Raw genomic sequence first — 11,361 nt, forward strand, 5'->3', positions numbered from 1 at the left:
ACGCTGTTTGGATGGTTTATCGCAATCAGCTTGTATATTATAGCGCGGATACAGCTTATTTGTCAATAGGTTTTGCAAAATTTTTTCGCAAGTTTTTTGCTTCCGCGCAGAATGTCAAAGAGGGACCCTCTCGGGTCCCTTCAGTCTGTCAAAAAAGTATTATTTTAATTTTTACGTTTCGTGCGGTAGCACGCATAAAATAGAATTTGCGAAGCAAATTCATAAATTCCGGGAGCATGTATCTCGGAATTTATACAAGGGAAGAAAAAATGTGCCCGCAGGGCGCGGTTTTTCTTCAGTATTCGCTCGAAAGCGTGGTTTCGAGCGAAAGGCTGTTCGAAAAACGATAGTTTTTTGACAGCCTCGAGGGACCCTCTCGGGTCCCTTTTCAGGCTTTATTCGGTAACTTTCGTGCCGGTAACGATCGCCTTCGGCGAACCGGTGAGTTTTTTACCGGTATACGGCGTGTTGATTCCCTTGGATTTATACGTTTCGTATACCTTCTCGGTATCCCAGTCCAGCAGCACCAGACGGGCGAAATTGCCTGCCTGCACAGCACGGTCGGTCAGACCGTAAATCTCGGCAGGAGCCTTGCTCATGCGGTCAACAAGCTGCATCGGCGTGAGCTTGCCGGTCTGAACGAGGTAAGTATTGCACACCGAGAATGCGGTTTCCAGGCCGGTGATGCCGGACGGCGCCTTTGCGAACTCGCGGGCCTTCTCCTCCGCGGTGTGCGGCGCATGGTCGGTTGCCACCATGTCGATGGTGCCGTCCGCCAGAGCCGCAATCAGCGCCTGACGGTCAGCCTCCTTGCGGAGCGGCGGATTCATGCGCGCATAAGTGCCGTGTGCCGGCACATCATCCTCGGTCAGCGACAGATGATGCGGCGTGACCTCGGCGTAAATCTTCGCGCCCATCGCCTTGCCCGCCCGAATGAGCGCGACAGACTGCGCGGACGAAACGTGCTGGAACAGCACCCGTGCGCCGGTATCGAGCGCCAGCGCAATGTCACGGCCGATCATTGCAGATTCCGCGCTCGCCATTGCGCCCGGTACGCCGAAATGCTTGGCGGCCGCCGAGCCGTAGTTCACACCCGGGGACGGCACGAGCGACGGCTCCTCCTCGTGGAAGGAGAGCAGCGTGCCGCGCTTGGCGGCTTCCGCCATGGCGGTGCGGCACAGCGCCGCACTCGTCAGATTGATGCCGTCATCGGTCAGGCACGGCGCGCCCGCTTCGAGCAGTGCGTCAAAGTCGGTCAGCTCCTGCCCTTTCAGGCCCTTGGTGACCGAGCCTGCCTGCAAAACCTGCACCGGACAGTCCTTCGCCTTGTCGGTAACGTAGCGGATGATCTCGGGTGTGTCACAGGTCGGCACGGTGTTCGCCATGCAGATTACCGTGGCATAGCCGCCCGCGGCTGCCGCCGCTGCACCGGTCAGCACGTCCTCTTTCTGGGTCTGACCCGGATCGCGGAAGTGCACATGGCCGTCCACAAAGCCGGGAGATACCGTCAGCCCGCTCGCGTCATACACCGTGCAGCCCGCGGGCGCGTCGATGTGCTCTGCCACCTGCGCGATAACGCCGTCGTCACCGATCAGCACATCACACAGCGCATCCATCTGCGTATACGGGTCGAGAACCCGTCCGTTTTGAATCAACAGCATGGTAAAACCTCCGTTTTATCTCGTTTAATCGCGGTAGAACGCACCAAAGCCCTTGTATGCCATATACAGATCCAGCTTGGCAATGCACTCGAACGGTGCGTGCATGGAGAGCACCGGAACGCCTGCGTCTACGGTGTCAATGTTGCGGTTTGCGAGGTACATGGCAACCGTGCCGCCGCCGCCCTGATCAACCTTGCCAAGCTGACCGGTCTGCCAGATAACGCCCGCCTTGTCAAAGATGCAGCGGATGCGCGCCATCAGCTCAGCGGTTGCATCCGAGGTGCCGGACTTGCCGCGTGCGCCCGTGTACTTGACGAGCGCGAAGCCGCAGTTTGCGCGCGCATCGTTGCGCTTCTCGGAGACCTCCGGATAGTTGGGGTCAAAGGCGTTGCAAACGTCGGCAGACAGGCAGACCGAGTTCTCAAAGCACTCGTCGAGCAGCACGTCCTGGGCGCGGCAGAGGTCGGCCATAAAGGTGTCGAACGCGCGGGACTGCATGCCGGTTACGCCGTCCGAGCCGATCTCCTCCTTGTCCACCAGCAGGCAGACGCCGGTATGTGCCGGAGTCTCGGTCAGGTCGAACAGAGAGGTTGCCGCCGGGTAGGAGCAAACGCGGTCGTCGTGGCCGTACGCGCCGACAAACGAGCGGTCAAAGCCGATGTCGCAGGCGTCAAACGCCGGAACGCAGCACAGCTCTGCAGACAGGAAATCCGCTTCGGTCATGCCGTACTCGCGGTTGAGGTGCTCCATGATGGCGAGTTTGATCTTCTCGCTGCACTTTTCGTCCACGGTTTCGCTCGGAACCGAGCCGATGAGGATGTTCAGACCCTCGCCCTTGATGACCTCAGTCGCCTTGCGGGTCATCTGCTCGGTTGCAAGGTGCGGGAGCAGGTCGGTGATAACGAACTTCGGGTCGGTCGGCTTGTCGCCTACGCGCACCTGCACGCGCTTGACCTCGCCGTTCTCGCACACGCAGACAACGCCGCGCAGCTCGAGCGGAATGGCCGTCCACTGGTACTTCTTGATGCCGCCGTAGTAGTGGGTCTTGAAGAACGCCATGCCGTTGTCCTCGTACAGCGGCACGGTGCGGATGTCAACGCGCGGTGCATCGAGGTGCGCGGCGGTCAGGCGCACACCCTCGGCGAGGCTCTTTTCACCAATAACAGCCAGCATGATGCCCTTGTGGCGGTTGATGCGGTAGATCTTGTCGCCCGGACGAAGCGTGTCGTCACGCGTCCAGGCACGGAAGCCCTTGCTCTCAGCCATGCGGGCGATTTCCAGCACAGCGTCACGCTCGGTTTTGCTCTCGTCGAGGAATTTTTTGTAACCCTCGGCGTAGGTCTGAATGCCCTGCTTGTCCTCGTCGGTCAGACGGTCAAAGCCGGTCTTTTTGTCGTAAAAAAGCTGTTCGGAAGTCATGTTGCATTCTCCTTTTTTAATCCGAATCACTTAATGAGTTGACTGTATAAAGCATCGGTGTCCCGATAGAGTGCATCGAGATCGCCGTTGTTTTCGATGATAAAATCGCATTTTTCGCGGTAAAACGCGTCGTTCGGCTGCGCATCGATGCGGGCGCGTGCGGCTTCATCGGACAGACCGTCCCGCTCGATGATACGGGCAACGCGCGTGTCGTGCGGCGCGAGCACAGCGATGATTTTGTCGCAGAAGTCATCCGCACCGGCTTCAAACAGGGTCGGCGCATCGTACAGCACGATTGGACACGCGCTCTGCGCGCGGATGGCCTCGAGCGAAGCCGTGCGAATATACGGTGTGGTGATTTCGTTGAGCTGCTGCAGCTTTGCAAGGTCGGAAAACACGATTTTCGCGAGTTTCGGACGGTCAAGTACGCCGTTCGCGTCGGTTACGCCGCCGAAGGCGGTATCGAGCGCGGACAGCATTTCGCGGTTCTCCGCGCAGAGCGTGCGGTAGACGGCATCCGCGTCCACCCAGCCTGCCCCGAGAGCGCGCATACGCGCGGCAACCGTGCCTTTGCCGGTGCCGCTGCCGCCGGTCAAGCCGATGATTTTCATTAGTTTCACTTCCTGATTATTCTCCCTTAAAGAAGTCCGAATCTATCTTTTTTATCACATATTGTGTCTCAACCGAAACGCCAACATTATGTTCAATCATCAGATTGACCAAGCGTATCCCATCCACCAAAACAATGTTTCCTCTATTTTCAGCATATTTTTTCGCATCATCCGAAAACCGTGCTGTTGTGATAAACAATCCGTGTGCAGTCCCGCTCGGTAAGGCACCATAAAATTTTTGCAGTTCCGGGCGGCCTACTACCACTTGCGGGTCCCATCTTTTCGCTTGAATATAGATTTTACTAAAGCCCAATTTATCTTGCCGAATCACGCCATCTATGCCACCATCACGCGATTGATGGCTTATTTTGCTGAGATCTCGTTCTGAAACGCCATATCCCATTTTACCCAACAAGTATGGCACCAACCATTCAAAAAATGCCGGCGTTTGTTCCATAATCTCTTGAAGCAATTCATCAGCCAGCGATTTGTTTAGTGTATCAACTGCTTTTGTAATCAGTTCATCCGGTGCTTCATCTATCAAAGGTTGTACGTCGCTTTGGGGACTTTCACAACGTAATTCAACATTTTCATCTTGAACTTTTTCAGAATTCAGATATTCTGTAAATCCTTTATAGCGGCTTAAAACCGTATTATCTATCTTTTTCAAGCGTTTGGAAAGGAGTTTTTGCCCATCTGTTGTGATTCGGCAATAACCACGCTTCGCAGAACAAATCAACTCTGCTTTCATCAGATATGCCTTTGTCCAAGCTACTCTATTGCTGAACACAGTTCCCGGTTTGTTAGGTGCCCTCTCCGCCAATTCATCCTCTGTCAGATGACGTTTTTTAGCAATCGCATCCTGTATATCAGATAGGCTATGTATTCGATTATCTGCTAATACACGCAAAAAATCCGCATACATTTCATCATATTTCGGAATAGCCATGTTAAACCTCCACCACCGAAAACCCCGCCGCTTTCTTGATACGGTTCGCCACTGCAAGACCGAGACCTTCATCTGAGGGGCACTGCGCCCAAATCTGCGTTACGCTGGTATCATCGAACGCCCGCAGGCGGTCGAATACCTCGCGCGCCTGTGCACCGAGATCGTCCCTCGAGCCGAAGCACTCCACGATGCAGTTCGGGAACATATTCTTGTACTCATCAAAGCACAGTACGCCGGTGGAGTCCCCGATATGCGCTGCAATGTACTTTGCCGTGTCCTGCGGATCGCCGCGCACGACCGTTACGGGCGCTTTCGGCGCATAATGCCGGTATTTCATGCCGGGCGCCGACACCTTCACGTCATCCCCGATCTTCTCGTACAGCGCGCGGTCAACATCCACCTCGCCGAGCACCGAGCGCAGCTGTTCGAGCGTGATGCCGCCCGGACGCAGCAGACGCGGACGCTCGAGCGCGAGTGTGATTACCGTGCTCTCCACGCCGACGCCGCACGCGCCGCCGTCCAATACAGCCGCAATCTTGCCGTCCATATCATGCATGACGTGCGCCGCCGTGGTCGTGGACGGTCTGCCGGACGTATTCGCGGACGGAGCCGCCAGCGGTACGCCGCTCTCCCGAATCAGCGCACGCGCCATCGGGTGCGACGGCAGGCGGATGCCCACGGTGTCCAGTCCGCACGAAACCTCGTCCGGAATGCAGTCGCCCTTGGGCACGATCATGGTCAGCGGACCCGGCCAGAACGCCTCGGCAAGCTGCTTTGCCTGCGGCGGAACCGCCGGACACAGGTCGTAAATCTGCTCGAAATCCGCGATGTGGACGATCAGCGGGTTATCCTGCGGACGGCCTTTCGCAAGGAAAATTTTCTTTACCGCCTCGCCGTTCAGCGCATTCGCCGCAAGGCCGTATACGGTTTCGGTCGGCATGCCGACGACCTCGCCCGCTCGAATCAGTTCTGCGGCGGTTTTTACCGCGTTTTCGTCGGTTTCCGGTGTCAAAAGAGTTGTTTTCATCAGTTTACACTTCCATTTATGATATCAATGGTCTTTTTCTTCCACTTTGGTGACGATGCCGTTTTCCAGCGTCAGGTCGAGCGTTACCTCATCAAACGGCTGTGCAATGAGGTACGAAAGGCAGGTATCGGTGTCTGTATAGTCCGGCGTGCCGAGCAGCTCACGCACCTCGTCTGCGCTCATGCCGACAAGTTCGATGCTGTCCTGCAGGTCGCTGACCATGAAATGCCGCTGGCTCGGTGCGGTTTTCGCCCAGTTTTCCGCAGAAAACGTCTTTGGCACGCCGATACCGAGGTCAAAATAACGGTTTGCGTTCCAAATCCCGCTCCCCACGAGCAGGATTGCCAGCACGCACGAAATACACCAGTGGACTTTCTTCGTCCCGCCGCGAAACAGCTGCACACTCGCCGCAAGAAATACGGCGATGCCCAGAACAAGTAAAATTACACCACTTCTTAACATGAAAATCCTCCTTTTATTATAAGGGTCTGTGACCCTTGTTTCCCACCAAAGAGAGGTTTATCGTACATTCACCATGCTATACTCCAATTATAAAAGAAAGGAGTGCTTCGCATGGCAAAGAACAAGAACATTTTCGTCACGATAACAGGCTTTAATCACTATTACGGCCTCGAACCGTTCAAGATCGGCAATCTTATCCGATGCATCAAGGAGCCGAGCAACCCGTATGACAGTGATGCCATCCGCGCGTTTCTGCCGTACATCGGCAAGGTCGGCTACATTGCCAACAGCCCGCAGACCAAGGCCGGCGGCACGGAAAGCGCATCGCGCATTTACGAGCGCGTGCCCAAGCGGTTTTACGTCCGCGTGCTGTTCACCACCTGCACGAAAATTATATGCCGCGTAGAGTTCGGCGATATGTCCGATCTGAATGCTGAGTTGGAGAGCCAGACCGAGGACAAGTGGGACGATTGGGACAATGAGGATGACGAAATCCAGTTCTAAGGCTACATTTCGCTCTGCTCTTTCAGCTTTTCCGCTGTGTCAGCCGCGATGAGTGCGTCTAAAATCTCGTCCATATCGCCGTTCAGGAACTGATCCAGCTTGTAGATGGTCAGCTTGATGCGGTGATCGGACACGCGATTCTCCGGGAAATTGTAGGTGCGGATGCGCTCCGAACGGTCGCCGGTGCCGACCTGGCTTTTTCGGTCGGCGGCGATGGCCGCACGCTGCTTTTCCACCTCGGCCTCGTACAGCCGCGAACGCAGAACGGACAGCGCCTTGTCCTTGTTTTTGTGCTGGCTGCGCTCATCCTGGCACTCTACGACCGTATTTGTCGGAATATGGGTGACACGGATAGCCGATGAGGTCTTATTGATGTGCTGACCGCCCGCACCGGATGCGCGGAACGTGTCGATGCGTAAATCCTTCGGGTCGATGTAGAAGTCGAGTTCTTCCGCTTCGGGAAGGACAGCCACGGTGGTTGTCGAGGTGTGAACGCGGCCCTGACTTTCGGTCTCGGGCACACGCTGCACGCGGTGTACGCCGCTCTCGAACTTGAGCCGCGAGTACACCTTGTCGCCTGCCACGCGGAACACGATTTCCTTATAGCCGCCGAGTTCGGTCTCGGATTTGTTCATGACCTCGGTCTGCCAGCCGCGCTTGTCGGCGTACATCGTATACATGCGGTAGAGGTCAGCGGCAAACAGCGCGCTTTCCTCGCCGCCTGCACCGCCGCGAATCTCAACGTAGATATTCTTCTCGTCGTTCGGGTCCTTGGGCAGCAGCAGGATTTTCAGTTCGTCCTCCATACGGGCAATGTCGCTTTTCGCCTGCTGCAGCTCCTCCTGCGCCAGCTCCTTCATGTCCGGGTCGGACAGCATTTCGGTCGCGTCCGCGAGCGTGCGCTGTGCCTGCTCGTATTCGCGGAACGCGGTGACGATCGGCTCGAGCTCGTTGCGCTCGCGCAGCAGCTTGGCCGCCCGGTCGGGGTCGTCGTATAAATCCGGCGCGGAAAGCCGCATTTCCAGCTCGTCCAGCCGCGCCGCTAAGACTTTCAGTTTTTCAAACATATTCTATCTCCAAATCGTGTGAAGCACGGAAAATTCATCAAAATTGCGTTTACCAGCGTCCGGTGAACATCAAGCCCATGATGGAGCAGTATTCGCGGCACCTTACCGCCATCCACTGCCCCGGATACGGCGTTTTCGCGGGAACGCCTGCGTCGCCCAGACCGGCATGCGCCAGCAGGCGGCGTGCACGGGCAAGATGATAATCATTTGTAATTACGGCAACAGCTGCGCCCTCGGGCAGCAGCTTTTTTGCGTTGGCGATATTCTGGATGGTCGTGCTCGACTTGTCCTCCAGGATCAGCCGTTCTGCGTCTGCGCCGTGCGAGATCATGTAATCCCGCATGGCTGCAGCTTCGGTACACGGCTCATCGCCGCCCTGACCGCCGCACAGGATGGCCTGGCTGCCCGGATTGACGTTCAGCACCGCGATTGCCGTATCGCATCGTGCCGCCAGAGCCGCCGACGGCTGTCCGTTCGGATTGACGAGCGCACCCAGCACCAGATAGCAATCCGCCTGCGGCGCAGCTGACGGGTCATCCTCGTCGAATGCTATGCCGATCACAAACACCTGCACCGCCGCAAACGACAGCACGAACAATGCAAACAGTACGCGTCCCACGCGCGACAAAATGCGGCACGCCTTATGCTTTTCGCGTCCGCAAAGCATCAGCCATTCCCCCATACAGCCGATGGCAAGCGCTAACAGGAAAATACCGCCGAACCGCGACGGCTTCCAGAACAGCTGCGGCGCGCCGATGATGGCAAACAGCGTCGCAAGCCCTATCCATACCCTTTTTTCTTTCATTGCAGTTCCTCCAGTTCGGCCGCGACGGCTTCCCATTCGTCCATTTTTGCGGCGAGTTTTTCGTCACAGTCTTCCTTTTCGGTCATCAGTTCGAGCAGCTTGCCGGAATCCGATGCCGCGTCCACCATCTGCTGTTCGAGGTCGGACGACTGCGTTTCCAGCTGTGAAATCTCGCGCTCAAGCGTGTTCAGCAGCTTTTGCAGATTCTTTGTGCCGCCGGTGCGCTTGGGCTTTTCGGGCGGCTTGGGTACGTCGTCCAGTGTCGGGACGGCGGCCTTTTTCTTTTTGGGCGCCGGTGCGGGCGCCGCTTCCGGCAGTGCGCCGCCGCCCTTGGCGCGCCAGTCGAGGAACGCACTGTACGAGCCGATAAAGTCGGTCAGGTAACCGTTTTCGAGGTAGAGCACGCGGGTTGCAAAGCGCTCGACGAAGTAGCGGTCATGCGAAACAAACAGCAGCGTGCCGTCGAACGCCTCAACCGCCTCCTCAATCCATTCGCGCGAGGCAAGGTCAAGGTGGTTGGTCGGCTCGTCGAGGATGAGCAGATTGAGCGGATCGTACATCAGCTCACACAGCCGCAGGCGGCTTTTCTCACCGCCGGACAGCATATCCACGGTTTTCAGCTGGGTTTCACCGGTAAACTGGAACGAACCGAGGCGATTTCGCGCCACCTGCATGGACACGTTCTTGTCATAGATGAGCGTGTCGATCAGGTTGCGGTGCGGGTTGGCGAAATGCACCTGCTGCGGCAGATAGGCCGGTTTGAGGCCCACACCCTTGCGGATCACGCCGCTGTCCGGCACTTCCTCGCCCAGCAGAATCTTGAGCATGGTCGTCTTGCCCGCGCCGTTCGCGCCCAGCAGCGCGACACGCTCGCGGTTGCGGATGTTGAACGATACGTTGTGTAATATCTCCCGGCTGTCATAACTTTTCGTAATATCTCGGACCTTGAGCACTTCTTCGGTTTCGTAGTTCGGGTCGCCAAACGTGACCGTCATTTTCTTGTCGGTCTTGGGCCGGTCAGTGACTTTCATGCGCGCAATGCGCTTCTCGATGGAAGCGGCACGCTTCGCCAGATGCTCGGTGCCGTGCTCGTGCATGGAGCGCGCGGTCGCCTCCAGACGTTTTTTCTCAGCCAGCTCGTGCTCGTGGTGCTTGAGCTGTTCCTCACGGCGGCGTTCGCGCTCGACCGCGTAGTACGAGTAATTGCCGTTGTAAAAATCGCAGGTGCAGTCGTGAATCTCGATCACGCGGTCGCAGCACTGGTCGATGAACCAGCGGTCATGCGAGATAATGAGCACCGTACCGCGGTAATTCTCGAGGTAATTGCCCAGCCAGTCCACCGCATCCATGTCAAGGTGGTTGGTCGGCTCATCCAGCAGCAGCACATCGGTCTGCTCCAGAATAATGCGCGCGAGGTTGATGCGCGTTTTTTCGCCGCCGGAGAGCAGCTCAAACCGCTGCGAACGCATCTCCTGTGCGATCTCAAGGCCGTTGCACACGCGGTCGATCTCGTAATCGCGGTTGTAGCCGCCGAGAATCTCCAGCCGGGTTTCCAGCTGCGCGTAGCGTTTGAGCAGCGAGGCATCGTCCGGCTTGCGGGTCATTTTGTCGGTTAGCGCATCCATCGCCGCCGCGACCTCATCGGATTCCTTGAATGCCAGCCGGAGGATGTCCTCCACGGTGGATTCCGGCGGGAAGTCCGGCATCTGGTCGATGACACCAGCAGTTCGTCCCTGTCCGAATGCAACATGGCCGCCGTCATACGACAGCCGACCGGTCAAAATATTGAGTAAAGTGGTCTTTCCAGCGCCGTTTGCGCCTAAAATAGCAACCTTTTCGCCCGGCTGAATGTCGAAGGAAATGTCCTTCAGGATCAGGCGATCGCCATAATATTTGGTCAGGTTTTGTACGGTAATATCTGCCACGGAGAGAACTCCTTTCAATGCACTTTTATTCAGTTTATATTATAGCACAATGTGCCCCATAATAGGAGAGAAAACCTGCATAATTTGCAGATTTTTGCGCGGTTTTCTCTGCCCGAAAACGCAAAAAAGCTGTCTCAAAAGACAGCTTTTTATGGAAATTCAGAGCAGCAGCGGCAGCAGTTCCTCCGTGCGGTCGACTACATGCTTCGCGCCTGCGTCCTCCAGCTCCTCTCGGCCGCCAAAGCCGAACGTCACGCCGATGCAGTCAATACCGCATTGCTTCGCACCTTCCACATCGTGCAGGCGGTCACCGACCAGTACAGCCTGTGACAGATCCTGCACCTGCAAACGGTCGAGCGCCTGCTGTGTGACCTGTGCCTTTGTGCCGATCGTGCCATCCAGCGTTGCACCGGAAACCACGGTGAAATACTGCGCAATATCAAAGTATTTGACGATTTTATCAATGAAAAACGCCGGTTTGGACGATGCGGTAGACAGAGTCTTTCCGGCGTCCGTCAGGGTCTTCAGCAACTCCGGAATTCCATTGTAGAGCATGTTCTCCTTCCAGCCGATCACACCGAATCGCTCACGGTAGAACTCGATTGCCTGCTTTGCCTCGGCGTCATCGAAGCCGTAGCTGCGGCGGAATTCGTCGTACAGTGGCGGACCGATAAAGCGCTCCAGCGGCTTGAGCTCCGGCTCGTGGATGCCCATTTTATCCAGCGCATACTGCACCGATTTGGTGATACCCTCGCGGGAATCAGTGAGCGTACCGTCTAAATCAAATAAAATATACTGATACATCGGCGTTTTCCTCTCAGTAGTATAGAAAAAGCAGCAACTTTCGTTGCTGCTTAGATGTAGGCGTTGAGTTATCTTCCCGGGCCGTCGCCAGCCAAGTATTGTCACCGTAAACGAGCTTAACTACTGT

General features: G+C 56.5%; 11 protein-coding genes. 1 reads left to right on the plus strand and 10 read right to left on the minus strand.

What is annotated here, in order from left to right; genetic code table 11:
• Positions 1–395: 395 nt before the first annotated feature.
• Genes IEY11_RS12430 through IEY11_RS12455 form a run of 6 tightly spaced genes read right to left on the minus strand, consistent with a single transcriptional unit; the run spans position 396 to position 6,129 of the window.
• Complete coding sequence (locus tag IEY11_RS12430; RefSeq protein ID WP_118729985.1) at positions 396–1,661, minus strand: dihydroorotase; 1,266 nt, start codon at positions 1,659–1,661, stop codon at positions 396–398.
• A 24-nt stretch (positions 1,662–1,685) separates the two neighbouring features.
• Positions 1,686–3,080 (minus strand): aminopeptidase, encoded by a 1,395-nt coding sequence (locus IEY11_RS12435; RefSeq protein WP_118729986.1) that lies wholly within the window; start codon positions 3,078–3,080, stop codon positions 1,686–1,688.
• 26 nt (positions 3,081–3,106) lie between these two features.
• Positions 3,107–3,691, minus strand: a complete 585-nt coding sequence (gene coaE, locus IEY11_RS12440; protein ID WP_118729987.1) for a dephospho-CoA kinase — start codon at positions 3,689–3,691, stop codon at positions 3,107–3,109.
• A gap of 16 nt (positions 3,692–3,707) precedes the next feature.
• A complete protein-coding gene (locus tag IEY11_RS12445) occupies positions 3,708–4,640 on the minus strand; it encodes a restriction endonuclease (RefSeq protein ID WP_118564557.1) in 933 nt (310 codons plus the stop codon).
• A gap of 1 nt (position 4,641) precedes the next feature.
• Positions 4,642–5,667 carry an L-threonylcarbamoyladenylate synthase gene (locus IEY11_RS12450; RefSeq protein ID WP_118729989.1) on the minus strand — a complete coding sequence of 342 codons (1,026 nt, stop codon included), beginning with the start codon at positions 5,665–5,667 and terminating at the stop codon, positions 4,642–4,644.
• Between the two features lie 24 nt (positions 5,668–5,691).
• Entirely contained in the window at positions 5,692–6,129 is a 438-nt protein-coding gene (locus IEY11_RS12455) for a hypothetical protein (RefSeq protein ID WP_117492616.1), read from the minus strand.
• Positions 6,130–6,240: 111 nt separating this feature from the next.
• On the opposite strand from IEY11_RS12455, the gene IEY11_RS12460 reads away from it, so the two are divergent.
• Positions 6,241–6,633 (plus strand): HIRAN domain-containing protein, encoded by a 393-nt coding sequence (locus IEY11_RS12460; RefSeq protein WP_188886712.1) that lies wholly within the window; start codon positions 6,241–6,243, stop codon positions 6,631–6,633.
• A gap of 2 nt (positions 6,634–6,635) precedes the next feature.
• Here the strand turns inward: IEY11_RS12460 and prfA are convergent, their stop codons facing one another.
• The 4 genes from prfA to IEY11_RS12480 all read right to left on the minus strand — a co-directional run bounded on the left by prfA (position 6,636) and on the right by IEY11_RS12480 (position 11,234).
• Positions 6,636–7,700, minus strand: coding sequence for a peptide chain release factor 1 (prfA, locus tag IEY11_RS12465; protein ID WP_118729990.1), 1,065 nt, complete (start codon positions 7,698–7,700; stop codon positions 6,636–6,638).
• A 49-nt stretch (positions 7,701–7,749) separates the two neighbouring features.
• Positions 7,750–8,505 carry a YdcF family protein gene (locus IEY11_RS12470; RefSeq protein ID WP_188886713.1) on the minus strand — a complete coding sequence of 252 codons (756 nt, stop codon included), beginning with the start codon at positions 8,503–8,505 and terminating at the stop codon, positions 7,750–7,752.
• A complete protein-coding gene (abc-f, locus tag IEY11_RS12475) occupies positions 8,502–10,430 on the minus strand; it encodes a ribosomal protection-like ABC-F family protein (protein ID WP_188886714.1) in 1,929 nt (642 codons plus the stop codon). Before abc-f ends, IEY11_RS12470 begins: the two co-directional genes overlap by 4 nt.
• Positions 10,431–10,589: 159 nt before the next feature.
• Entirely contained in the window at positions 10,590–11,234 is a 645-nt protein-coding gene (locus tag IEY11_RS12480; protein WP_188886715.1) for an HAD family hydrolase, read from the minus strand.
• Positions 11,235–11,361: the final 127 nt, after the last annotated feature.

It is taken from the genome of Butyricicoccus faecihominis (genome assembly GCF_014648015.1).
GTDB lineage: Bacteria > Bacillota > Clostridia > Oscillospirales > Butyricicoccaceae > Agathobaculum > Agathobaculum butyriciproducens.

Coding starts and splice junctions, on each gene's coding strand:
- IEY11_RS12450 (WP_118729989.1), bottom strand. CDS start 5,667: ATGAAAACAACTCTTTTGACACCGGAAACCGACGAAAACGCGGTAAAA.
- IEY11_RS12445 (WP_118564557.1), bottom strand. CDS start 4,640: ATGGCTATTCCGAAATATGATGAAATGTATGCGGATTTTTTGCGTGTA.
- IEY11_RS12430 (WP_118729985.1), bottom strand. CDS start 1,661: ATGCTGTTGATTCAAAACGGACGGGTTCTCGACCCGTATACGCAGATG.
- IEY11_RS12480 (WP_188886715.1), bottom strand. CDS start 11,234: ATGTATCAGTATATTTTATTTGATTTAGACGGTACGCTCACTGATTCC.
- IEY11_RS12435 (WP_118729986.1), bottom strand. CDS start 3,080: ATGACTTCCGAACAGCTTTTTTACGACAAAAAGACCGGCTTTGACCGT.
- prfA (WP_118729990.1), bottom strand. CDS start 7,700: ATGTTTGAAAAACTGAAAGTCTTAGCGGCGCGGCTGGACGAGCTGGAA.
- IEY11_RS12470 (WP_188886713.1), bottom strand. CDS start 8,505: ATGAAAGAAAAAAGGGTATGGATAGGGCTTGCGACGCTGTTTGCCATC.
- coaE (WP_118729987.1), bottom strand. CDS start 3,691: ATGAAAATCATCGGCTTGACCGGCGGCAGCGGCACCGGCAAAGGCACG.
- IEY11_RS12455 (WP_117492616.1), bottom strand. CDS start 6,129: ATGTTAAGAAGTGGTGTAATTTTACTTGTTCTGGGCATCGCCGTATTT.
- IEY11_RS12460 (WP_188886712.1), top strand. CDS start 6,241: ATGGCAAAGAACAAGAACATTTTCGTCACGATAACAGGCTTTAATCAC.